The organism is Paralimibaculum aggregatum (genome assembly GCF_030270585.1).
GTDB classification, from domain to species: Bacteria; Pseudomonadota; Alphaproteobacteria; order Rhodobacterales; family Rhodobacteraceae; genus Thermohalobaculum; species Thermohalobaculum aggregatum.
Genome location: NZ_BSYI01000035.1, coordinates 1 through 23,146 on the forward strand (window position 1 = coordinate 1; position 23,146 = coordinate 23,146).

21 protein-coding genes and 4 tRNA genes are annotated in these 23,146 nt (G+C 70.1%); 10 read left to right on the plus strand and 15 right to left on the minus strand.

Annotated elements, in window-relative coordinates; genetic code table 11:
- Window positions 1-1,840, plus strand: a 1,840-nt coding sequence (locus tag QSJ97_RS17895) for a calcium-binding protein (protein WP_434220932.1), incomplete at its 5' end; no start/stop codon positions are given.
- Between the two features lie 167 nt (window positions 1,841-2,007).
- Here QSJ97_RS17895 and QSJ97_RS17900 read toward each other — a convergent pair.
- Window positions 2,008-2,082, minus strand: a tRNA-Gln gene (locus tag QSJ97_RS17900).
- Window positions 2,083-2,176: 94 nt separating this feature from the next.
- Here QSJ97_RS17900 and QSJ97_RS17905 point away from each other — a divergent pair.
- The 3 genes from QSJ97_RS17905 to QSJ97_RS17915 all read left to right on the plus strand — a co-directional run bounded on the left by QSJ97_RS17905 (window position 2,177) and on the right by QSJ97_RS17915 (window position 3,805).
- A tRNA-Pro gene (locus QSJ97_RS17905) sits at window positions 2,177-2,253 on the plus strand.
- A 76-nt stretch (window positions 2,254-2,329) separates the two neighbouring features.
- A tRNA-Gly gene (locus QSJ97_RS17910) sits at window positions 2,330-2,404 on the plus strand.
- 48 nt (window positions 2,405-2,452) lie between these two features.
- A complete protein-coding gene (locus QSJ97_RS17915; RefSeq protein ID WP_285673418.1) occupies window positions 2,453-3,805 on the plus strand; it encodes a lipopolysaccharide biosynthesis protein in 1,353 nt (450 codons plus the stop codon).
- Here QSJ97_RS17915 and QSJ97_RS17920 read toward each other — a convergent pair.
- The 7 genes from QSJ97_RS17920 to lipB form a co-directional block, all read right to left on the minus strand.
- Window positions 3,802-5,058, minus strand: a complete 1,257-nt coding sequence (locus QSJ97_RS17920; protein WP_285673419.1) for a vWA domain-containing protein — start codon at window positions 5,056-5,058, stop codon at window positions 3,802-3,804. The two genes, QSJ97_RS17915 and QSJ97_RS17920, sit on opposite strands and share 4 nt — an antisense overlap.
- Window positions 5,055-5,969 carry an AAA family ATPase gene (locus tag QSJ97_RS17925; protein ID WP_285673421.1) on the minus strand — a complete coding sequence of 305 codons (915 nt, stop codon included), beginning with the start codon at window positions 5,967-5,969 and terminating at the stop codon, window positions 5,055-5,057. The genes QSJ97_RS17920 and QSJ97_RS17925 overlap by 4 nt, the downstream gene beginning before the upstream one ends.
- A gap of 75 nt (window positions 5,970-6,044) precedes the next feature.
- A complete protein-coding gene (gene mgtE, locus QSJ97_RS17930) occupies window positions 6,045-7,442 on the minus strand; it encodes a magnesium transporter (protein WP_285673422.1) in 1,398 nt (465 codons plus the stop codon).
- A gap of 80 nt (window positions 7,443-7,522) precedes the next feature.
- Window positions 7,523-8,074, minus strand: coding sequence for a DUF2244 domain-containing protein (locus tag QSJ97_RS17935; RefSeq protein WP_285673424.1), 552 nt, complete (start codon window positions 8,072-8,074; stop codon window positions 7,523-7,525).
- An 11-nt stretch (window positions 8,075-8,085) separates the two neighbouring features.
- The gene (gene ctaD, locus QSJ97_RS17940; RefSeq protein WP_285673425.1) at window positions 8,086-9,732 is read right to left on the minus strand and encodes a cytochrome c oxidase subunit I; all 1,647 of its coding nucleotides are present in this window, start codon (window positions 9,730-9,732) and stop codon (window positions 8,086-8,088) included.
- 211 nt (window positions 9,733-9,943) lie between these two features.
- Window positions 9,944-10,321, minus strand: coding sequence for a c-type cytochrome (locus QSJ97_RS17945; RefSeq protein WP_285673426.1), 378 nt, complete (start codon window positions 10,319-10,321; stop codon window positions 9,944-9,946).
- Between the two features lie 85 nt (window positions 10,322-10,406).
- Entirely contained in the window at window positions 10,407-11,084 is a 678-nt protein-coding gene (gene lipB, locus QSJ97_RS17950; protein ID WP_285673427.1) for a lipoyl(octanoyl) transferase LipB, read from the minus strand.
- A 106-nt stretch (window positions 11,085-11,190) separates the two neighbouring features.
- Between lipB and QSJ97_RS17955 the strand changes: the two genes are divergently transcribed.
- Window positions 11,191-11,277 (plus strand) — tRNA-Leu (locus tag QSJ97_RS17955).
- Between the two features lie 210 nt (window positions 11,278-11,487).
- Window positions 11,488-12,171 (plus strand): Crp/Fnr family transcriptional regulator, encoded by a 684-nt coding sequence (locus QSJ97_RS17960; protein ID WP_285673429.1) that lies wholly within the window; start codon window positions 11,488-11,490, stop codon window positions 12,169-12,171.
- Window positions 12,172-12,182: 11 nt separating this feature from the next.
- Here QSJ97_RS17960 and QSJ97_RS17965 read toward each other — a convergent pair whose 3' ends face one another.
- From QSJ97_RS17965 to QSJ97_RS17995, 7 genes are all read right to left on the minus strand, one after another.
- Window positions 12,183-12,455, minus strand: a complete 273-nt coding sequence (locus QSJ97_RS17965; RefSeq protein WP_285673430.1) for a nitric oxide reductase F protein — start codon at window positions 12,453-12,455, stop codon at window positions 12,183-12,185.
- 8 nt (window positions 12,456-12,463) lie between these two features.
- On the minus strand, window positions 12,464-13,024 hold the full coding sequence (locus QSJ97_RS17970) for a cytochrome c oxidase subunit 3 family protein (RefSeq protein WP_285673432.1): 561 nt from the start codon (window positions 13,022-13,024) through the stop codon (window positions 12,464-12,466).
- The gene (locus QSJ97_RS17975; RefSeq protein WP_285673433.1) at window positions 13,021-14,952 is read right to left on the minus strand and encodes a nitric oxide reductase activation protein NorD; all 1,932 of its coding nucleotides are present in this window, start codon (window positions 14,950-14,952) and stop codon (window positions 13,021-13,023) included. Before QSJ97_RS17975 ends, QSJ97_RS17970 begins: the two co-directional genes overlap by 4 nt.
- A 6-nt stretch (window positions 14,953-14,958) precedes the next feature.
- Window positions 14,959-15,762, minus strand: coding sequence for a CbbQ/NirQ/NorQ/GpvN family protein (locus tag QSJ97_RS17980; protein WP_285673434.1), 804 nt, complete (start codon window positions 15,760-15,762; stop codon window positions 14,959-14,961).
- 5 nt (window positions 15,763-15,767) lie between these two features.
- Window positions 15,768-17,135, minus strand: coding sequence for a cbb3-type cytochrome c oxidase subunit I (locus QSJ97_RS17985; RefSeq protein WP_285673435.1), 1,368 nt, complete (start codon window positions 17,133-17,135; stop codon window positions 15,768-15,770).
- A gap of 12 nt (window positions 17,136-17,147) precedes the next feature.
- Entirely contained in the window at window positions 17,148-17,600 is a 453-nt protein-coding gene (locus QSJ97_RS17990; protein WP_285673437.1) for a c-type cytochrome, read from the minus strand.
- Window positions 17,601-17,673: 73 nt separating this feature from the next.
- Window positions 17,674-18,873: an NnrS family protein gene (locus tag QSJ97_RS17995; RefSeq protein WP_285673438.1), complete on the minus strand. Its 1,200-nt coding sequence runs from the start codon at window positions 18,871-18,873 to the stop codon at window positions 17,674-17,676.
- Window positions 18,874-19,055: 182 nt separating this feature from the next.
- Here QSJ97_RS17995 and QSJ97_RS18000 point away from each other — a divergent pair, with 182 nt between their 5' ends.
- The 4 genes from QSJ97_RS18000 to QSJ97_RS18015 all read left to right on the plus strand — a co-directional run bounded on the left by QSJ97_RS18000 (window position 19,056) and on the right by QSJ97_RS18015 (window position 23,143).
- A complete protein-coding gene (locus QSJ97_RS18000) occupies window positions 19,056-20,804 on the plus strand; it encodes a nitrite reductase (RefSeq protein ID WP_285673440.1) in 1,749 nt (582 codons plus the stop codon).
- Window positions 20,805-20,872: 68 nt separating this feature from the next.
- Complete coding sequence (cobA, locus tag QSJ97_RS18005; protein ID WP_285673441.1) at window positions 20,873-21,673, plus strand: uroporphyrinogen-III C-methyltransferase; 801 nt, start codon at window positions 20,873-20,875, stop codon at window positions 21,671-21,673.
- Entirely contained in the window at window positions 21,666-21,977 is a 312-nt protein-coding gene (locus tag QSJ97_RS18010) for a c-type cytochrome (RefSeq protein ID WP_285673442.1), read from the plus strand. The genes cobA and QSJ97_RS18010 overlap by 8 nt, the downstream gene beginning before the upstream one ends.
- Entirely contained in the window at window positions 21,974-23,143 is a 1,170-nt protein-coding gene (locus tag QSJ97_RS18015) for a cytochrome D1 domain-containing protein (RefSeq protein WP_285673443.1), read from the plus strand. The genes QSJ97_RS18010 and QSJ97_RS18015 overlap by 4 nt, the downstream gene beginning before the upstream one ends.
- Window positions 23,144-23,146 lie beyond the last annotated feature (3 nt).

Genomic DNA, 23,146 nt, shown 5'->3' on the forward strand with positions numbered 1-23,146 from the left:
CGAGGACGGCGACACCGACATCGACGACGTGATCACCGATGCGGCGGGCGGCTTCGTGCTCAACGTCACCGATCTCGACGATGTTCTCGAAGGCGACGGCGTCACCATCACCTTCCAGGCCGATGGCGACAACGGCGACGAGGAGGACGAGGACGGCGACGACGAGAACGAGGGCTTCGTCTTCGACTTCCTGATCAAGGGCAAGAACGTCACCGAGACCATCATCGTCGGCGACGTTGCCGATGCCACCGATGACATCGAGGTCACCAATGCCGTCGAGGATGCCCTCGAGGCGCGCGGCTACGACGTGGTCCGCATCGACGAGAACTCGATCCGCATCGACGGCATGGACGGCATGGATGTCTGGGTGAACGACATCAACACCGTCGGCACCATCGACGACGACTTCAAGGTGCCGGAGGGCCTGGCGGCCTGGACCGACCAGGGCGAGGATCAGGACCTCGACCTGCGCAACGCGGTCATGCTCGGCGTCACCAAGGTCAACCTCAACGGTGGCAACATCTCCATCTCCAACGGCACCTTCGACTACGACAATCTCATCATCTCCGGCGTGGGCAGCGTGGATATCGACGCCCAGGGCGACGATGGCGAGCTGGTCGAGAACATGCTGAGCCGTGACAACCTCGACGTGTCGGCCTTCGATCTGCTGACCGAAGGCGGCTTCGAGGTCGACATGGACGGCGGCGACGGCGACGACACGCTGATCGGCAACGACGAGTTCGGCGAGGACATCGACGGCGGCGACGGCGACGACCTGATCTTCGGCGGCGGCCAGGACGACGACATCGAGGGTGACGACGGCAACGACACCATCTTCGGTGGCGACGGCGACGACGACACCGACGAGCTGGCCGACGAGGAGTGCGACAGCGACGACGACGAGATCGACGGCCGTGCCGGCGACGACGTCATCGACGGCGAGCTGGGCGACGACACGCTCGAAGGCGACGAGGGTGACGACCTGATCTTCGGCGGCGAGGGCGACGACTCGATCCACGGCGACGATTTCGACAACCCGGCCGACACCGGCAACGACACCGTCTTCGGCGAGGACGGCGACGATCTCATCCGCGGCGGCAGCGGCGAGGATGAGCTCGACGGCGGCGACGGCGACGACGATATCGGCGGCGGCGACGACGACGACACCATCGATGGCGGCGACGGCGATGACCTGATCACCGGCGACGACGGCAACGACGTGATCGACGGCGGCGACGGCGACGACATCATCGAGGGCGGTCTGGGTGCCGATACCATCGACGGCGGCGACGGCGACGACATCTACGTCATCGGCGCCTACGACGAGAGCCGTCCGACCGAGGGCGGCCCGGACACCTATGTCAGCTTCGTCCACGGCGAGGATCTCTTCGATATCCGCGGGCTCGGCAGCGCGTGGCAGGAGTTCCCGGCCATCCAGGGCCTGGCAAACCCGGCCAACGAGCTCGATGTCGAGGCGATCTTCGGCTCGATCTCGCAGAACATCGAGGAGAACTTCGGTCTCACCGGCGGCGACAACCCGAACTGGGATGTGCTGGTGGTCGAGGACGGCGCCGATGCCCTGGTGATCATCGATGTCGGCACCGAGGACGATGTCTTCGATCAGGGTGACATCGCCTTCTTCGTGACCGACGGTTCCGGCATCGGCAACGATGGTGAGTTCACCTTCACCAACGCGTCCGAGGGCGGTGCGGAGTTCCCGCAGTACGAGAACCCGGGCTACGACGAGTACGATGCCGGCGACGGCGACTCGCAGGGCGACAATGTCTGGGACGAGGCCTTCATCTTCACGATCGACGGCTTCGGGGACATCTTCCCCTGATCGCGATCCCGGGCGAGGTGCAGGCCTTGCCCGCCATATCACGGAGAAGGGCGCCCGCCGCGGCGCCCTTTCTCATGTCCGGCCGAGGGACTCGCCTCCGGGCGCGGGAATCGCGCCGGCCGGGCCGGCGCCAGGAACGCGGTCTGCGAGACGGCAGGAATGGGAGATGGCTGGGGCGGCTGGATTCGAACCAGCGCATGGCGGTACCAAAAACCGCTGCCTTACCGCTTGGCTACGCCCCAACGTCGGCGCAGATTAGTCAGGCCATCAGATCGCCGCAAGAGGCGCAGACCCCCTTGCGCAACCGGCCGGCGGAAATTATAGGGGGGCACGGCACGGAGTGTAGCTCAGCTTGGTAGAGCACTGTCTTCGGGAGGCAGGGGCCGGAGGTTCGAATCCTCTCACTCCGACCAAACAGCGCAGGGGCCGCGCAAAATTCTCTCTTGCAAGGCCCCGGGATATCTGCGATATCCCTCCGCGCTGAAGCATGCGGGCGTAGCTCAGGGGTAGAGCGCAACCTTGCCAAGGTTGAAGTCGTGAGTTCGAATCTCATCGCCCGCTCCAGATTTCCAGGATGATCACACAGCGATCCGGATTGCCAGGGCGGCGGTTGTGAACCGCCGCCCTTGGCTTTCGGCCCTGTCGCCGGGCACCGGCACCGGGCGCCATCTGGTGATGGCGGTCGGCGTCAGCGGAATGCTCTATGCCGCGCATCTGGTGCTCCTGCTGGCGGTCGCTGTGGTGCTGGCCCGCGTGCTCGGGCCGGACCAGCTCGGCGTCTATGCCTACACGCTGGCAATCCTCAACATCCTTTCGGTCTTCGTGCGGCTCGGGCTCTCGGTGCTGCTGATGCGCGAGACCGCGCGGGCGCAGAGCCGCGGCGACTGGGCGCTGATGCGCGGGCTCTGGTCCTGGGCGGCCCGGATCGCGCTGGTTGCCGGGCTGCTGCTGACGCTGGCCACCATCGGCGCGGCGGAGCTGGCCGGCGAGGCGCTGTCGGCGGAGCGCCGGCACACGCTCTATGCCGGGCTGGCGATCGCCTCTCTGGTGGCCTTCGGACATCTGCTCAACGGCACGCTGCGCGGCCTGCAGAAGGTGGTGGCGGCGCTGACGCCCGAGCTGGTGGTGCGGCCGGCGCTGCAGCTCGGGCTGCTCCTCGGGGCGCTCTGGCTCGCCGGTTCGGTGCCGCTGGATGCCCCCGGCGCGATGCTGCTCAACACCGCGGCCACGGCGGTGAGCGTGGCGGCCGGCCTGGCGATCCTGTGGCGGCTGGCGCCGGCCGAGGTGAAGGCGCCCGGGCCGATGCGGCGCGAGGTGCCGGTCTGGGTGCGGGCGGCGATGCCGATGGCGGCCTCGATCGCGCTCTTCCAGGTCTATGACCAGACGGCGATGCTGGTGCTCGGCAATCTCGGCACCGACCGCGAGACCGGGCTCTTCCGGGTGGTGCTGCAGGTCGCGCTGCTGGGCAACTATGCCTCGCTGCCCTTCGCGATGGTGGCGACGCCGATGTTCTCCAAGCTCCATGCCGAGGGCGACACCCCGGGCCTGCAGCGGATCGTCACGGCCACCGTGCGCGGGGCGAGCGGGCTGATCCTGGTGCTCTTCATCGGCGCCTGCTTCCTCGGCGAGTGGTTCCTCGGGCGGGTGTTCGGCGCGGCCTATGCCGCGGGTTTCCCGGAGCTTATCGTGCTCGGCATCGGCTATCTGCTCGCCTCGCTCTGCGGGCCGGCGCCGGACCTGATGAACATGACCGGCTTCGAGCGGCTGCACATGCGCTGGATGGCGGTGAGCGCCGCCGCCAACATCACCCTCTGCACGGCGCTGGTGCCGAGCCTCGGCGGCATGGGCGCGGCCATCGGCCTCGCGGTCTCGATGGTGGGCTATCGCGCCGCGATGATGCTGGCGGCGCGGGCGCGGCTCGGCATCGACACCACGCCGCTGGGGCGCCCGCCGAGGCCGGGCTAGGCGCCGGCGGCGCGCAGCAGCCGGGCCTTCTCGCCGCTGTCGTCCGGGCGTGTCAGCGCCTCGGAGAGCGCCTCGAGGCTGGCGATGGAATGCGCGGCGCGGAAGCTGTCGACATGCGGCAGCAGCGCGCGGATGCCCGCCGCCTTGGCCTCGAACCCGTCCCAGCGCAGCAGCGGGTTGAGCCAGATCAGCCGGCGGCAGGAGAGGTGCAGGCGCTCGGCCGCGGCGGCCAGCCGGCCCGGGTCGTCGCGGTCGAGCCCGTCGGTGATCAGCAGCACCACGGCGCCCTGGGCCAGCACGCGGCGAGACCAGTCGCGGTTGAACTCCTCGAGGCAGCCGCCGATCCGCGTGCCGCCCTCCCAGTCCAGCACCTCGGCGCCGCTGCGCGCCAGCGCCTCGTCGACATCGCGGTGCGCCATGTGCCGGGAGATGTTGGTCAGCCGGGTGCCGAAGGTGAAGGCATGGACACGGCTCCAGCCGGCCTGCCTGGCATTGGCGGCGGCATGGAGGAAATGCAGCAGCATCCGGCTGTAGGAGGCCATCGAGCCCGAGATGTCGCAGAGCGCGACGAGCGCCGGCCAGCGCTGGCGCCGGCCGCGGCGGGCCAGGCCGTGCATCTCGCCGCCGCGGCGCATCGCGTCCCGCATCGTCGCGCGCCAGTCGGGCAGGGCGCCATGCGGCTCGGGCCGGGTGCGCCGCGTCGCGATCGGGCGGACGGGCAGCGAGAGGCGGGCGATGGCGCGGCGGGCGGCGGCCTCCTCGGCGGCGGTCATCTGCTCGAAGTCGCGCCCGCGCAGGCGCTCGGCATCGGAGAACGAGAGCGAGGCGTCGAACTCGATCTCCTCGCCCTCGGGCTCGGCCCTGGGCGGCGCGGCGCTGCTGCCGGCGGTGAGGGCCTGCGCGGCGCGCGCCTCGGCCGCCTTCTTCTCGCGCTCGTGGGCCGGCGCCCTGATCTCCGGCAGCAGCAGCCCCATCGCCTGTTCGAGGATCTTCGGGTCGCGCCAGAACATGTGGAAGCACTGGTCGAACAGCGAGCGGTGCTCGCGCCGGCTCAGCAGGCAGGCGGCGAGGGTGTGGTAGAGATCCTCGCGCCGCTCGAGCCCGCCGGCCTCCACCGCGCGGATCGCCTCGACGATGCGGGACGGGCCGACCGGCAGGCCGGCGGCGCGCAGCGCCCGCCCGAAATGCACGATGTTGGTCGCCAGCCGGCCGTGCTCGGGGACGGCGATCGACGCCCCCGGCGCCCGGCTCACGCGGCGCTCCCGATGCCCGCCTGCACCTGCTCGAGCACGCGGCGTGCCTCGGAGCCCTGGAAGCGGGCGATGTCGTCCTGGTATTTCAGCAGCGCGCCCAGCGTGTTGGTGATGGTCTCGGGATCGAGCTGCACGGCGTCGAGGGCGACGAGGCAGCGCGCCCAGTCGATGGTCTCGGCGACGCCCGGGCGCTTGAACAGATCCTCGGTGCGCAGGCGCTGCACGAAGGCCACCACCTGCTCCGACAGCGTCCTGGAGACCTCCGGCGCGCGGGTCCGGAGGATCGCCAACTCGCGCTCCATGTCGGGATAGTCGACCCAGTGGTAGAGGCAGCGGCGCTTCAGCGCGTCATGCACCTCGCGGGTCCGGTTCGAGGTGAGGATGACGATCGGCGGCTCGGCGGCGCGAATCGTGCCGAGCTCGGGGATGGTGACCTGGAAATCCGAGAGCGCCTCGAGCAGGAAGGCCTCGAAGGGCTCATCGGTGCGGTCGAGCTCGTCGATCAGCAGCACCGGCGCGCCGCCGGGCTGCGGGCTCATCGCCTCGAGCAGCGGCCGGCGGGTGAGGAAGCGCTCCGAGAAGAGATCCCCGGTCAGCTTCTCGCGGTCGCGGTCGCCGGAGATCTCGGCGAGGCGGATCTCGATCATCTGCGCCGGGTAGTTCCACTCGTAGACCGCAGAGGCGGCGTCGAGCCCCTCGTAGCATTGCAGGCGGATGACCCGCCTGCCGAGCGCCTGCGCCAGCGCCTTAGCGATCTCGGTCTTGCCGACGCCTGCCTCGCCCTCGAGAAACAGCGGCCGGCCGAGCTTCAGGCCGAGGAAGGTCACCGTCGCCAGCCCGCGGCCGCAGATATAGCCGGTGCGGGCAAGGAGCTCCTGGGTCTCGTCGATGCTCTGGGGGATCGCGTGCATGGGGCCTCCTGTTGCTTCGCCGTGCTATGGAAGGCGCCTGGCGCCTCGGTCAAGTCCGCGGGTCGGGGGAGAGGGTCAGAGCAGCAGGAGCGCCGCCAGCCCGAGGAAGGTGAAGAAGCCGACGACATCCGTCACCGTGGTGACGAAGGTGCCCGAGGCGAGCGCCGGATCGGCGCCGATCCGCTCCAGCCCGATGGGAATCAGGATCCCCGCCAGCCCGGCCACCAGCATGTTGACCACCATCGCCGCCGCGATCACCGCGCCGAGCATCGGGTTGCCATAGAGCGCCCATGTCGCCGCGCCGATCACGAGCGCGAAGAGCAGCCCGTTGAGCAGGCCCACCAGCGTCTCGCGGCCGACGGTGCGCATCATGTTGGAGGGCGTGAGGTCGCGCGTGGCGAGCGCGCGCACGGCAACCGTGAGGGTCTGGGTGCCGGCATTGCCGCCCATCGAGGCGACGATCGGCATCAGGATCGCGAGGGCGACCAGCTTGCCGATCACGTCGTCGAAGATCGCGATCACCGCCGAGGCGAGGATCGCCGTGGCGAGGTTCGCGGCGAGCCAGGGAAAGCGGCGGCGGGTGATCGCCCAGACCCGGTCGGTGATCTCCTCGTCGCCGACGCCGCCGAGGCGCTTGATGTCCTCCTCCGCCTCGTCCTCCAGGACCTCCATGGCGTCGTCGATGGTGATCACGCCGACCACGCGGCCGTCGTCGTCGACCACCGGGCAGGACACCAGGTGATACTGGTTGAAGGCATAGGCCACGTCTTCCTGGGCATCCTCCACGTGCAGCGTGCGGATGTGCTCGTCCATCAGGCTCTCGAGGATCACCGGGCGCGGCGAGCCGAGGATGCGCGCCAGCGAGATCTTGCCGAGCGGCCGCATCGCCGGATCGACCAGCACGACATCGTAGAACTGCTCGGGCAGGTGCTCGGAGTTGCGCATCTCGTCGATCATCTGGCCGACCGTCCAGAACGGCGGGGCCTTGACGAATTCCGACTGCATCAGCCGGCCGGCGGAGTAGTCGGGATAGGTCAGCGACTTGGAGATCATCGCCCGGTCGGAGGGCTCGAGCGCCTCGACCACGGCTTCCTGCGCCTCGTCCTCGAGGCCCTCGAGCACATAGACCGCGTCGTCGGTGTCGAGCTCGCGCAGCGCCTCGGCGACGAGGGTCGGGTCGAGCTCCGGCAGCAGCTCGTCGCGGACATTCTCCTGCAGCTCGGCGAGGACGTCCTTGTCGATCACCGGCCAGGTCAGCGTCAGGAAGGCGATGCGCTGGTCGAACTTGAGCTGCTCGACGAGGTCGGCGAGATCGGCGACGTGCAGATCGGCGATCAGCGTGGCAAGCGCGCCCGCATCCTGCGCCTCGACCGCCTCGACCACGGCCTCGAAGAGCTCGCTGTCGAGCAGGTATTCGTCTTCAGCCCGCTCGGGAACGCGCTCGGTGCCGGGGTCGCCCTGCTCGTCGGTCATGCTTGCCTCGCCTGTCCTGTCGGCACCTGACTAGCCGGGATCGCAGGCTGCGGAAACCGGTCGGTTCAAGAATGACAGGCCTAGCGGAGCGCGGCCAGCGCCGCATCGATCTCGGCCTTCAGCGCGATGCGCTCGGGCGCCGTGAGGGCGCGCCCGAGCTCGATCTCGCGGCCGCCGCCGGTCAGGGTGAGATAGGGTTTCACCGGCCCCCGGGGGTGCAGATGGGCATGGACGAAGCCGGGAAAGGCGCGCCAGCGCAGCACCCGGCCGGTGGGCTCGCGGCGCTCGACGCGGATCTCGTCGCGCCAGAGGGTGAGCTCCTCGACGAGGCGTCCCTCGCGGGCCGAGCGGGCCAGCCCGAGCCAGAGCATCCCGAGGCCGGCGAGGCAGAACGGCAGCAGCCCCCAGAAGGCGCGGGTGCCCGCGGCGGCCAGGAGCGGCATCGAGAAGCCGGCGGCGGCGATCAGCATGATCCGGCGGCGCCCGCCCGGAATGCGCGACCTGTGGGGCCAGATCGTGGCGCGGTAGAGGGGCGGATCGTTCCGTTCCTCCCAGTCGGCCGCCGCGCCGGGGCCGGAAGCGGCAACGGCCGGAGCTTCCGCCCCGGCCGTCGTTTCGTCGTGCGGCGCCATGTGTGGCGGCCTCAGTGATGCGCCGGCTGCTTGTCCCACATCTCCTTGGTGGGAAGCTGCTCGAAGGTATGCTCCGGCGGCGGGTTCGGCAGCGTCCACTCGAGGGTGGCGTAGCGGTCGTTCCAGTAGTTCGCCTCGGTCACCTTCTCGCCCTTCGTCACCGTGTAGTAGACGATGTAGAGGAAGAAGACGAAGCTCGCGCCCGAGATCATCGCGCCATAGGTCGAGATCTCGTTCCAGAAGGCGAAGGCCTCCGGATAGTCGATATAGCGGCGCGGCATGCCCTGGCGGCCGAGGAAGTGCTGCGGGAAGAAGGTGATGTTGGCACCGATGAACATGGTCCAGAAATGGATCTTGCCCCAGAGCTCGGGATACTGGCGGCCGGACATCTTGCCGATCCAGTAGTAGAAGCCGGCGAAGATCGCGAAGACGGCACCGAGCGACATCACGTAGTGGAAGTGCGCCACGACATAGTAGGTGTCGTGATAGGCGCGGTCGATGCCGGCCTGGGAGAGCACGACGCCGGTCACGCCGCCCACGGTGAACAGGAACAGGAAGCCGAGGGCCCAGAGCATCGGGGTCTTGAGATCGATCGAGCCGCCCCACATGGTGGCGATCCAGGAGAAGATCTTGATGCCCGTCGGCACCGCGATCACCATGGTCGCGAGCATGAAATAGGCCTGCGCGTTGTGGCTCATGCCCACGGTGTACATGTGGTGCGCCCAGACCACGAAGCCGAGCACGCCGATGCCCACCATCGCGAAGACCATGCCGGTGTAGCCGAAGATCGGCTTCTTCGAGAAGGTCGAGATCACGTGGCTGATGATGCCGAAGCCCGGGACCACGAGGATGTAGACCTCGGGATGGCCGAAGAACCAGAGGATGTGCTGGTAGAGCACCGGGTCGCCGCCGCCGGCCGGGTCGAAGAAGGTGGTGCCGAAGTTGCGGTCGGTCAGCAGCATGGTGATCGCGCCGGCCAGCACCGGCAGCGCCAGCAGGATCAGGAAGGCGGTGATGAAGATCGACCAGGCGAACAGCGGCACCTTCATCAGCGACATGCCCGGGGCGCGCATGTTGAGGAAGGTGGTGATCATGTTGATCGCGCCGAGGATCGACGAGGCGCCCGAGAGGTGCACCGCGAAGATCGCGAAATCGGTCGACATGCCGGCCTCGCGGGTCGAGAGCGGCGCATACAGCACCCAGCCGACGCCCGATCCGAGCTGCGCATTGCCGCCCGGCACCACCAGCGACAGGATCAGCATGGTGCAGCCCGAGGCGTAGAGCCAGAATGAGAGGTTGTTCATCCGCGGGAAGGCCATGTCCGGCGCACCGATGTGCAGCGGCATGAAATAGTTGCCGAAGCCGCCGAACAATGCCGGGATCACCACGAAGAACATCATGGTCAGCCCGTGGCCGGTGATGAGCACGTTCCACAGGTGGCCGTTCGGCGATCCGTCGCTCATCGTCATGTACTGCACGCCCGGCTCCATGAGCTCGAGGCGCATGTACCAGGTGAAGGCTACCGAGATCAGCCCGACGAAGCCCGCCGTGATGATGTAGAGGATCCCGATATCCTTGTGGTTCGTGGAACAAAACCAGCGGGTGAAGAACCCGCGGCCGTGTCCATGGTCATGCGCGTGCACTGCAGCGTCAGCCATCGAACATCTCCCATTTCGCGTCGCAGCAGAGCGAGTCCGCCGTTTTTCACATATCTCGCTTGGTCATAGCGCGAGCCCCATGGCCGGACAAGCGCCGCAGCCGGTCTCGGGCAGGCAGGGGCAAGGGCCTACTGTCGCACGCGGCGCGGGAACGCCCGAGACCGGCCCGATTCGTGGGAGGGCCGGCCGCAGTCCGGAAGCGGGACGCCGGTCACTCGCTCTTGATGAAGGCGATGAGGTCGGCGATCTGGTCGTCCTTCTTCAGGCCGGCGAAGGCCATCTTGGTGCCGGGCACGACCTTCTTGGGATTCCCGAGATACTCCGCGAGGGTCGCGTCGTCCCAGGTCTTGCCCTCGCCCCAGGCCATCATCGCGTCGGAATACTTGAAGTCCTCCACCGCGCCGACCGGCCGGCCGATGATGCCGACGAGATGCGGCCCGACCCGGTTCTGCTCCTTGTCGAGCACGTGGCAGGCCTTGCACTTGTTGAAGACCCGCTTGCCCTTCTTGGCGTCGCCGTCGGCCTGGGCAACACCGGCGAGGCCGACGAGGGCCAGGGCGAGGGCGCCCTTCATCACGGACTTGATCATTCCTGTCTCCCTTCCTTTGCTGCGGCCGTCTCCGGGCCGACCGGTCGAAACTAGCGCCCGTGAGAGGACTCAGAAATCGCTAAAGTCAAGGATCACGGGCGTCGAGGCGTGGCAAAATGGCATCCACGCTGGTCTCGAATGTCTGCCTGAGCGCGAGATCGAGATCCGCCATCTCCGCCGGCAGGCCGAGATCCACGAGGCTGGTCACGCCGTGGCCGCGGATGCCGCAGGGGACGATGCCGCCGAAATGCTCGAGATCGGGTTCGACATTGATCGCGAGGCCGTGGAAGCTGACCCAGCGCCGGAGCCGCACGCCGATCGCCGCGATCTTGTCCTCGGCCGGGCTGCCATCCGGCTGCGGCGGCTTCTCGGGCCGCGTCACCCAGACCCCGACGCGCCCCGGCCGGACCAGCCCGGTCACCTGGAAGCTGGCCAGCGCCGCGATCACCCAGGTCTCGAGCGCGTGGACGAATCGCCTGACATCGCGGCGCCGCGCCGTCAGGTCGAGCATCACATAGACCACCCGCTGCCCCGGCCCGTGATAGGTGTATTGCCCGCCCCGCCGCACCGCATGCACGGGAAAGCGCGGGTCCAGCAGGTCCTCGGGCCGGGCGCTGGTGCCGGCGGTGTAGAGGGGGGGGTGCTCGAGCAGCCAGAGGCATTCCGGCGCCTCGCCCGCGGCGATCGCCCCGGCACGGGCCTCCATCCAGGCCTCTGCCTCCGCATAGGGGGTCAGTCCGTCGCTGACGCGCCATTCCACCATGCCCCGGTGCTACGGCTTCCACGGCCGCCCGGCAAGATGCGGAGATTCTGCACCGGGGCTCTTGCGTGGGGTGAACGGCGCTGCTATCTCCGCCCCGTTCCCCGGTGCGGTCGTGGCGGAACTGGTAGACGCGCAGCGTTGAGGTCGCTGTCCCAGCAATGGGGTGGAAGTTCGAGTCTTCTCGACCGCACCAATTTCCTCTCAGCGTCGATCCGAGTGCCCGATCCGGGGCGCGCGGAGACCTGCGGCGGCGACCGGCCGCCGCCGCCCTGCTCCAATCAAATCGCGAGGCCGCGAGGCCAACGGTGCTAGCATGCGATTCGCGTCCGCGCTGCGGACCGATTGGGGCATGAAACGCGATTACAGGGCAGGCAGACGCATGATTTCACCCGGCGAGACCGCAGTGGTCCGGCAATCCGCGCTCCTCGGCGGGCTGTCGGAAGAGCTGACGGCCGAATTGCTGCAGCATTCCTCGATCCGGAACTACGACCGCGGCGAGACCGTCTTCCTGCAGGGCGAGCCGGCCCACCGCGCCTTCATCGTGCTCGAGGGCTGGGTCAAGCTGTTCAGGATCACCCATGGCGGCTCCGAGGCCGTGGTCGCGGTCTTCACCAGGGGGCAGAGCTTCGCCGAGGCGGTCGCCTTCCAGAACGTGACCTATCCGGTCAATGCCGAGGCGGTGACCGACTGCCGGCTGCTGCGCCTCGACGCGCCGACCATGCTCGACCGGATGCGCACCAATCCCGAGATCGCCACCGCCATCCTCTCGGCGACCTATCGGCACCTGCACGAGCTGGTGGCGCAGGTCGAGCAGCTCAAGGCGCAGACCGGCGCGCAGCGCGTCGCCGAGTTCCTGCTCAACCTCTGCGGCTCCGAAAGCGGCGCCTGCACCGTCACCATGCCCTATGACAAGGTGCTGATCGCCGGGCGCCTCGGCATGAAGCCGGAGAGCCTCAGCCGGGCCTTCACGCGGCTGCGCGAGGCGGGCGTGGAGGTTCGCAGCAACCACGCGGCGATCGCCGATGCCGCGGAGCTGCGCGCCTTCGTGAACCGCGACCGCTCGGAATTCTGGCGCAAGGCGGAGTAGCGCCCGGCGGCTCAGAGCTCCGGGATCAGGAACAGCGCATAGATCAGCACCGCGGCCGCCCCCAGCGCGACGTCGAAGCCGCGCGCGATGGCCGGCACGGCGGCGAGGCCGAGATAGCCGCGCATGATGATCCGCATCTTCGCCCAGGCGAAGCCGAGCAGGAGCGCGCCGGCCAGCGCCGCGGGCAGCCGGTCCCGGGTTATCGCGATGGCGGTGGTGCAGAGGCTGAGCCCCAGCAGCAGCAGCCAGGCGCGTGTCAGCGGGTCGCGGAGATGGATGCGCATCGCCTCTCTCACAGCAGGTAGATCACCGGGAACAGCACCACCCAGACCAGGTCGACCATGTGCCAGAAGGCGGCCCCCGTCTCGAGATTGTCGTGGCTGTCGCGCCAGGCGACGAGGCCGAGGATCGCGATGCCCGCCACCACATGGGCGGCGTGAAAGCCGGTCAGCAGGTAGTAGAAGGTGTAGAACGCATGCGTCTCGGTGCCGATGCCGGCGGCGATCTTGTGCGCGTATTCGATCGCCTTGACCCCGAGGAACACCATCCCGAGGAGAGCGGCGCCGCCGATCGCCAGCCGGGCATCGCGGCGCCTGCCGGAGGCGCGGAACCGGACCGCCAGCGCCATCAGCCAGCCGCTGGTGACGAGCACCGCGGTGTTGATCGCGCCGAGCCTGCCGTCGAGGCCCTGCTGCGCCAGGGCGAAGCCCTCGGGATCCGTCGCGCGGACGGCCGCGAAGGCGACCAGACCGGCGCCGAAGACCAGAAGCTCCGAGACGATCAGCACCCAGATCATCAGGTCGCCCGGCAGCGCGTCGAGCTCGCTGGCGGGCGCGCCGGCGCGGTCCTTCATGCCGCCACCAGGTGCCGGTAGATCTCCGGCAGCGCGCGGGTCAGCCGGTCGGGATGCGCGATCACCGCGAAGCCGCCGCGGCCGAAGATCCGCGGGAACCAGGCCTTGCCCTCGGCGTCCACGGCGATGCCGAAGACCGCATGGCCGGCCCGGCGCGCCTCGCGGATCGCCATGCGGCTGTCCTCGATGCCGTGGCGGCCCTCGTAGTGATCGAGATCGTTCGGCTTGCCGTCGGTGATCACCAGCAGCAGCCGGCGCGATCGGCCCTCGCGCGCGAGCCCGGCCGAGACATGGCGCAGCGCCGCGCCGAGGCGGGTGTAGAAGCCCGGCCGGAGCCCGGCGATCCGGGCCTCCACCACCGGCCCCATCGGCTCGGAGAAGCCCTTGCAGCGCTGCACGAAGACCCGGTTCCGGCGCAGCGAGGAGAAGGCATGGATCGCGACGCCGTCGCCGGCGGCCTCGATGCCCCAGGCCAGGGCGGTGAGCGCCTCGCGCTCGATCTCGATGACCGCCCGCCCGGTGACCGCGCTCTCGGTGGAGCGCGAGACGTCGAGCAGGATCGAGACCGAGAGGTCGCGCGCCTCCGGGCGGCTGGCGAGCCAGACCCGCTCGCTGCCCCGGCCGGCGGCGCGCAGCTCGGCCTCGGCGCGGACCGCCGCGTCGAGATCGAGCTCGGCGCCGTCCGGCTGGCGCGGCAGCAGCACCCGCCGCGGACGCAGCGCCTCGAACTGGCGCCTGACCCGGCGGATGCGCCGCCCGGCGGCCGGATCGGCGGCGGCGGGCCCGGCGGCGGCCTCGGCGGTGCTCGACAGCACGCGGGCATGGTCGGGCAGATAGGCACCGCTGCGCGCGTCCCATTCGGGATAGAGATGCTCGCCGGAGAGCCGCTCGCGCTCGGCCTCAGCCGGCGAGAGGTCGAGATGCAGCTTCAGCCGGGTGGCGGGGGCCTTCTCGGAGCGCGCGAGGGCGATCTCGTCGGCGTCCTCGGCGGCCTTCTGCGCGGTCTCGGGGTCGTCGTCGTCGACCCGGCGGTTGAGGTTGAGGAACTCGGCGAAGGAGAGGATGGCCTCGAACTTGTGCAGGATCAGGCTGTCGCTGCGCGCCGGCTGGTCGGCCTTGCGGCGGCGGGCGCGGCGGATCTCGCTCTCGGTCTGCTCGCGCGGGCTCTCGGGCCGGGGCGCGTCGGGCTCGGCCCCGGCGCCGGCCTCGGCGGCGCGGAACGCCGGCCAGAGCGGCACGGGCATCGGCGGGCGGTAGCCACGCGGCGCCTGCCAGCGCGCGTCGGCGCCGGAGCGGATGGCGGCATGGATGCGCGCGGCGAGGCCATCCCGCGGGGGCTCTCCGCCGAGCATCGCGAGGATGGCGGCCTCGAGCGCGGCCTCGGCGGCGGGCAGGGCGCGCCGGGGTCGCAGCGAACGGGCGGCGGTGCAGAGCTCGCGATGCAGCGCGCGCAGGCCCGGACAGGCGCCGAGCGTCGCGGCAACGGTCGCCTCCGCGGCCGCGAGCTGCGCGACATCCGCGGCCAGCGGGTCGGCCTCCGGGCGCGGCGGAACGGCATGGGCCGCGCAGGCGGCCAGCCAGAGATAGAGCGCGGCATTGGCCTCGCGCCAGGGAAAGGCCGCCAGCCGCGGCGGCAGGCGCAGGGTCTCGCCGTCGAAGGCGGCGCGGGCGATGCGCTCGGCCGCGACCCCGAGCCGGCGGCGGCGGGAGAGCCGGTGCCGGCTCTCCTCCGGCGCGGCGGCGCGGATCTCCACGCCGGCGCCGCCGCCGAGGCCCCGGAAGAACACCGCGAGCCGGCCCGCGACCTCGTCCAGCCCGACCGCGGCATCCGCATGGCTGGCCGGTGCATCGAGCCTGCTGGCGAAGGCGTGCCAGAGCTTGCCGACCGTCTCCTCCGGCTCCCAGGGCTCGAACTCGATCCGGGTCATCGCCCGCTACCCGAACACCGCGGCGACCAGGTCGAGCAAGCCGCGCCGGACGTCCTCGTCGTCGGTCAGCGGCTCGATCATCGCGGCCAGCACCGCGCGCTCGAGCGGCATCCCCCGGGCGATCAGCGTCGCGGCATAGACCACGAGCCGGGTCGAGACGCCCTCCTCGAGATCCTGGCCGCGGAGCGCCCGCAGCTTGCCGGCGAGCCGCACCAGCGCCGCCGCCCGCGCCGGGTCGAGCCCGCTCTCGGCGACGACGATCTCGGTTTCCTGCCCGGGCTTCGGGAAATCGATCTCGATCGACAGGAAGCGCTGGCGGGTGGAGGGCTTCAGCGTCTTCAGGATGTTCTGGTAGCCGGGGTTGTAGGAGGCCACCAGCATGAAGCCGGGCGCCGCGGCGAGCTCCTCGCCGGTGCGGTCGATCGGCAGGATGCGCCGGTCGTCGGTGAGCGGGTGCAGCACCACGGTGACGTCCTTGCGCGCCTCCACCACCTCGTCGAGATAGCAGATCGCGCCCTCGCGCACCGCGCGGGTCAGCGGCCCGTCGGCCCAGACCGTCTCGCCGCCCTTCAGCAGATAGCGCCCGATCAGGTCGGCGGCGGAGAGATCGTCATGGCAGGCGACCGTGTAGAGCGGCCGGCCGAGCCGCGCCGCCATATGCGCCACCAGCCGGGTCTTGCCGCAGCCGGTCGGGCCCTTGAGCAGCAGCGGCAGGGCATTGGCATGGGCGGCGGCGAAGAGCGTGCATTCGTCGCCCTGGGGGAGGTAGAAGGGGGCCTCCGCCCCCTCCCTGACCGGTGTCCCGTCCATCGCGCTCACTCCGCCGCGACCGTGGCGTCGGACGAGATGATCTCCTGCCGCTTCGGCACCAGGATCGCGTAGATGAACAGGAACGCGCCGATCACCACCGCGACGCCGGCGCCGAAGCGCATCCAGTAGAACAGCGCCAGCCCGTCCTGCACGCTCATGTAGTCCTCGCCGAGCACCCGCTGCATGTGGGTCTGCACCGTGCCGGCGAAGGTCAGCACGAAGGTCATGAAGCACATGCCGCCGGCCATCAGCCAGAAGCTGCCCATGTTGAGCACCTGGTTGTAGGGGTCGCGGTTCTTCAGGATCGGGAAGGCATAGGTGAAGATCGCGAGGTTGAGCGAGACATAGGCGCCGAAGAAGGCGAGGTGCCCGTGCGCCGCGGTGATCTGCGTGCCGTGGGTGTAGTAGTTCACCCCGTGCAGCGTGTGCAGGAAGCCCCAGACCCCGGCGCCGAAGAAGGCGAGCGTGGCGCAGCCGAGGCTCCACAGCAGCGCCGCCTTGTTCGGATGGTCGCGCCGGCCCTTCCAGACCATGATGAAGGCGAAGGACATCATCGCGAAGAACGGGATCACCTCGAGCGAGGAGAAGATCGAGCCGATCCACTGCCAGTAGGCCGGGCCGCCGATCCAGTAGTAGTGGTGCCCGGTGCCGAGGATGCCCGAGAACAGCGCGGTGCCGACGATGACATAGAGCCATTTCTCGACGATCTCGCGATCGACCCCGGTGAGCTTGAGCATCAGGAAGGCGAGGATCGAGGCCATGATCAGCTCCCAGACCCCCTCGACCCAGAGATGGATCACGTACCACCAGTACTGCTTGTCGAGGCCGAGATTGTCCGGGTTGTAGAAGGCGAAGAGGAACAGCACCACGAGGCCCCAGAGGCCGAGCAGCAGCACGTTGGTGATCGCGGTCTTCTTGCCCGCCAGCACCGTCATGGTGACGTTGTAGAGGAAGATCACGGCGGCCACGGCGATGCCGAGCTTGACCCAGAGCGGCTGCTCGAGGAACTCGCGGCCCTCCTTGCCGAGCAGCCAGTGCCCGTGGAACAGGTCGAAGATGTAGGTCACCACGACGCCGGCGGTGCCGAGCAGCAGGATCGCGAGCTGGACATAGGCCAGCATCGGCGAGTGGATCTCGCGCTCGCTCTCCTCGGGGATCAGGAAATAGGCGGCGCCGAAGAAGCCGAGCAGCAGCCACACCACCAGGCTGTTGGTGTGCAGCATCCGCACGGTGTTGAAGGGCAGGATCTCCGACAGCGTGTTGGGCGCGACATAGATCCAGCCGGCCAGCAGTCCGCCGAGCACCTGCACCGCGAAGAGCGCCATGGCCGCGACGAAATAGGCCTTGGCGACGGATTGGCTCTGATATTTCATCTTTCTGTCTCCTCAGCCGGCTTCGTTGGGCGGCCAGTCCTGGGTGTCCATGCGGTCGGCCCAGCGGAGGAACTCGGCCAGGTCGCGGATCTGCTCGTCGGTGAAGGCGTAGCCGGGCATCTGGCGGCGGCCCTCGATGCCGCTGGGCTGCGCCTCGATCCAGCCCTTGAGGCTCTCGAAGGCGCCCTCGGGGTCGTCGATCACGCCCCAGCGGGTCATCACGTTGCCGACCTCGGGGGCGAAATAGGCGCCCTCGCCATGCAGGCTGTGGCAGTTGACGCAGGCATTGTGCTCCCAGACCCGCTTGCCGCGCGCCACGCTCTCTGTCAGCCCCGCCGTGTCGGTCGATGTCTCCACGATGTAGATGTGGCTGTGCACCGTCAGACCGACGAAGATGACGATGAAGAACAGTGACCCGCCATAAAAGATGTTGCGGGCCATGGATTTCGTCATGACTTCGCGCATTGCGACGTTCCTTCCCGGATTGGTTGCCGCTCGGGAGCCTAGGCAGGCCCCGGCGGAGCGGCCTTAACGAAAGTCAACCGCCGGCCCGATCCGGCCGCGCGGTGGTCAGCGGCTCCCAGAGCGCGGTCAGGAAGAGCGCGAAGGCCGTGATCCAGAGCGCGCCGGCGCCCAGCGTCGCCGGGTAATAGGCGGCGAGGCTGCCGAAGGAGGCCAGCGCCCGCAGCCCGGTTGCGCCGAGCAGGCAGAGGAACCCCGCGACCACCGCCGGCGGCGCCGCGAGCGGGCGCCCGGAATGCCCGAGGCCGGCCCGGGTCATCACCGTCAGCGTCATCCCGCCGATGCCGCCGATCGCCAGCAGATGCAGCGCGCCGACCTCCGAGGCCAGCCCGAGCTGCGCCGCCGCCAGCGCCAGGTAGCCGAGCCCGAGCAGCAGGTAGGCGAGGTGCATGGTCCAGAGGATCGGCGCATGGCGCGTCCACCAGCCGCGCCAGCCGGCGAGGCGGAGGAGCGCCAGCAGGCCGGTCGCGCCCGCCGCGCCGGCGAGCGCCGGCTCCGGCGCACCGGCAAGCAGCAGGAGCGGCAGCAGGATGGCGGCGGCGACGGCCGGTGCGTCGAGCCGCCGGCCGGTGCGCGGCAGCCCGGTCTCGCGCCCCGCCTTGCGCATCGCGTTGGTGGTGAAGGCCGGGATGATTCGCCCGCCGATGACAGCGATCAGCGCGGTGAGCGTCAGCAGCCCGGCGCGCAGCCCGGCCTCGGCGGCGCCGGGCCAGACCCCGGTCCAGTCGAGATGCACCGCGAGATTGCCGCTCCAGAAGATCGCCAGCAGCGCCAGCACCATCAGGTTCTGCGGCTTCGGCCGGCGCGCCAGCATCAGCGCGAGGCGCAGGCCCAGCGCCGGGGCGAAGGCGAGATCGGCGATCGCCACCAGCCAGGGCGCCAGCCCGCCCGAGGCCCAGACCGCGGCGCGCCCGAGCAGCCAGAGCCCTGCCACGGCGGCGAGGAAGGGCAGCGGCGCGGTGCGCCCGCCGGTCCAGTTCGGCACCGCGGTGAGGAAGAACCCCCCGAGCACCGCCGCGCCATAGCCATAGATCATCTCGTGCGCGTGCCAGTGATGCGGCGGCGGCGCGAAGGCGGTGCGCGTGACCATGCCGCCCGCCGCATGCACGCCGAGCCAGACCTCCCAGTAGACCATGGCCGCGACGGCGAAGAGCGCGGCGGCAAGGAAGAAGACCCGGAAGGCCTCCCCGAAGACGATGCGCAGCGGTCCCATCATGTCGGATCTCCCCGGGCAGCCGGTGCCGGAGCCGCCGGCACGGATGGCCGGCCGGGCGATCGGAATGCCCGCCCCATGGGTGGCGCGGCGGAAAACCGCCGGCCTTAACAAGAGTCAAGGCGATCCGTTCCGCGACGGCAGAGGCTCTGCATGCCTCACCCGTGGAATGGAGAGACCAGGCAATGTCACGACTCACGTCCCTGCGGAAGCTCGCGCTGCTCGGCAGCGTCGCGTTCCCGCTGATCGCCGCCGGTGCCGCTGCGCAGGACGAGCCCGAGGGCCATGGCGACTCGCCCGCGACGAAATACATCTTCAGCGCCACCACGCTCGGCCAGATCGAGGTCGAGATCCCTGGCCTCAAGCCCGACGATCCGGTGATGACGCAGGCGGAGTTCAGCCGCGCCGCGACGATCTATTTCGAGCGCTGCGCCGGCTGCCACGGCGTGCTGCGCAAGGGCGCCACCGGCAAGGCCCTGACCACCGACATCACCCGCGCCAACGGCTATGAATACCTGCGCGACTTCATCACCTACGGCTCGCCTGCCGGCATGCCCAACTGGGGCACCTCGGGCGAGATGGACGAGGCCACCATCGACCTGATGGCGCGCTACCTGCTGATCGAGCCGCCGCAGCCGCCGGAGTTCGGCATGGCGGAGATGAAGGCGACCTGGAAGGTGCTGGTGAAGCCCGAGGACCGGCCGACCGAGAAGCTGAACGACATCGACCTCGACAACCTGTTCTCGGTGACGCTGCGCGATTCGGGCCAGGTGGCGCTGATCGACGGCGCCAGCTACGAGATCCATGCGATCATCGAGACCGGCTATGCCGTGCACATCTCGCGGATCTCCGCCTCGGGGCGCTATCTCTTCGTGATCGGCCGCGATGCGCTGATCAACATGATCGACCTCTGGATGGAGACCCCGGCCACGGTGGCGCAGATCAAGGTCGGCGCCGAGGCGCGCTCGGTCGAGACCTCGAAGTTCAAGGGCTACGAGGACAAGTATGCCATCGCCGGCTCCTACTGGCCGCCGCAATACGTCATCATGGACGGCGACACGCTGGAGCCGCTCAAGATCGTCTCGACCCGCGGCATGATCTTCGACACCCAGGAGTTCCACCCGGAGCCGCGCGTCGCCGCCATCGTCGCCTCGCACTACAAGCCGGAGTTCATCGTCAACGTGAAGGAGACCGGCAAGATCCTGCTGGTCGACTATTCCGACATCCGCAACCTCAAGGTGACCTCGATCGAGGCCGAGCGCTTCCTGCACGATGGCGGGTTCGATTCGAGCAAGCGCTATTTCCTCACCGCGGCCAACGCCCGCAACAAGGTGGCGGTGATCGACACCAAGGAGGGCTCGCTCGCCGCGCTGATCGACACCGGCGGGCAGACCCCGCATCCGGGGCGCGGCGCCAACCTGATGCATCCGGTGCACGGGCCGGTCTGGGCGACCTCGCATCTCGGCGACGAGACCGTGGCGCTGATCGGCACCGACCCGGAGGGGCATCCGGAGCAGGCCTGGACGGTGGTGCAGCAGCTCTACGCCCTCGGCGGCGGCTCGCTCTTCGTCAAGTCGCACCCGACCTCGAACCATCTCTATGTCGATGCGCCGCTCAACCCGGATGCCGAGACCTCGGCCTCGGTGGCGGTGTTCCGGGTCGACGAGCTCGACCAGGAGGAGCCGGAATACACCGTGCTGCCGATCGGCGAATGGGCCGGCATCGAGGATGGCCAGCCGCGCGTGGTGCAGGGCGAGTTCAACCGCGAGGGCACCGAGATCTGGTTCTCGGTGTGGAACGCGGCCGACAAGGAATCCGCCATCGTGGTGGTCGATGACCGGACGCTCGAGCTAGCGCGCGTGATCAAGGACCAGCGCCTGATCACGCCCACCGGCAAGTTCAACGTCTACAACACCCGGGCCGACGTCTACTGACGCGGGCCCGCGCCAGACCCGGCGGGGGCCATGGCTCCCGCCGATCCGGCCAGCGGCGGAGGATCACCATGACGCGGTTCGGGCGTGTCCATCTCGTCGGCGCGGGGCCGGGCGATCCGGAGCTTCTCACGCTGAAGGCGCATCGCCTGATCTCGCGGGCCGCGGTGATCGTGCACGACCGGCTGGTCTCCGCCGAGATCCTCGACCTGGCGCCGGAGGGCGCCGAGCTGATCCCCGTCGGCAAGGCGCCGAAGCGCCACCCGGTGCCGCAGGAGGCGATCAACCGGCTGCTGGTGGAGCTCGCCACCTCGGGCCGCTCCGTGGTGCGGCTGAAGGGGGGCGACCCGTTCATCTTCGGGCGCGGCGCGGAGGAGGCGGCGGCGCTGCACGCGGCCGGGGTGCCGGTGGAGATCGTCCCCGGCATCACCGCGGCGCAGGGCGCGGCGGCGGCCAGCGGCGTGCCGCTCACCCATCGCGGGCTGGCGACCGGGCTGCGCCTCGTCACCGGCCATTGCCGGGCCGATGCGCCGCTCGATCTCGACTGGGCCGGGCTGGCGGATCCGGAGACGACGCTGGTGGTCTACATGGGCGCGGCCAGCATCGGCGAGATCGCCGGCCGGCTGATCGCCCACGGCCTGGCGCCGGAGACCCCGGTGCTCGCCGTCGCCAGCGCCACCACGGCGCAGGAGCGGCGCCTCACCTCCGATCTCGCCGGGATCGCCGGGGCCGCCGGGGCGGCCGGGCTGTCCGGTCCGGTGCTGTTCATCATCGGCCGCGTGGTGGGGCTGCGTGGCTGCGGCGCGGGCGCGCTGATCGCCCGGCTCGCCGCCGGGGGCGCGGGCGCCGCGGCCGGGGCGCTCCGTGTCTAGGCTTGCCCTCTGTGCCCTGCTGCTGGCCGCGCCCGCCACGGCCGGCGAGCCGGTGCCGGAGCGCGCCGCCGCGCTGGAGCGGCTGGTGCGGCAGGACTGCGGCTCCTGCCACGGCATGCGGCTCTCCGGCGGGCTCGGGCCCGACATCCGGGCCGCCGCGCTCGCCGGGCTGCTGCCGGAGGGCATCGCCCAGATCATTCTCGACGGGGTGCCGGGCACGCCGATGCCGCCCTGGCGGCCGCTGATTTCCGAGGAGGACGCGCTGTGGATCGCCGCCTATCTGCTCGAGGCCGGGCCGGAATGACCCGCATTCTCGCCCTCTGCCTGCTGGTCGCCACGCTGGCCGCCACGGTCATGGTCAACCGCGCCGGCGCCGGGGAGCTCCGCGGCACCGGCGATCTCGGCGTGGTGGTGGAGCGCGCCACCGGCTCGCTGCTGATCGTCGATCGCTCGGAGCGCGCCGCGATCGGCCGGGTCGAGGGGCTCGGCGATCTCTCCCATGCCTCGGTGGTGTTCTCGCCGGACGAGCGCTTCGCCTATGTCTTCGGCCGCGACGGCGGGCTGACCCGGGTCGACATCCTCGAGCGCCGGATCGCCGCGCGGGTGGTGCAGGCGGGCAATGCGATCGGCGGCGCGATCTCCGACGATGGCCGGCTGGTGGCGGTGTCGAACTACGAGCCCGGCGGGGTGCGGGTGTTCGATGCCGAGACGCTGGCGCCGGTCGCCGACATCCCGACCGGCTCCAAGACCGTCGGGCTGGTCGACGCGCCGGGCCGGCGCTTCGTGTTCTCGCTCTGGGAGGCGGGGGAGACCTGGATCGCCGATTTCGCCGGCGGCGCCGAGCCGGCGGTGACGCGCATCCGCGGCATCGGCCGCAACCCCTATGACGCGCTGGTCACGCCCGACGGCCGCACCTATATCGCCGGGCTCTTCGGCGAGGACGGGCTGACCCGGCTCGATCTCTGGGAGGCGGTGCCGCGGCCGCACCGGGTGCTGGCCGGCTATGGCCGCGGCGAGGCGCCGCTGCCGGTCTACAAGATGCCCCATCTCGAGGGCTGGGCGCTGGCGGCCGGGCGCTTCGCGCTGCCCGCGGTCGGCCGGCACGAGATCCTCTGGGTCGATGCCCGGAGCTTCGCGGAGGCCGGGCGCACCGCGGTCCACGGCCAGCCGGTCTTTGCCGTGGCGCGGCCCGGCGGGCGGCAGGTCTGGGTCAACTTCGCGCATCCCGACAACGACACCGTGCAGGTGATCGACACGCTCTCGGGCGAGATCCTCCGCACCCTCACCCCCGGCCCGGCGGTGCTGCACATGGAGTTCGCGCCGCGCGGCGCCGAGGTCTGGGTCTCGGTGCGCGATGCCGGGAAGGTCGTGATCTACGACGCCGCGAGCTTCGAGGCGCTGGGCGAGATCGCCGCCGAGAGCCCGTCGGGCATCTTCTTCACCGCGCGCGCGCACCGGACGGGGCTCTGAGCC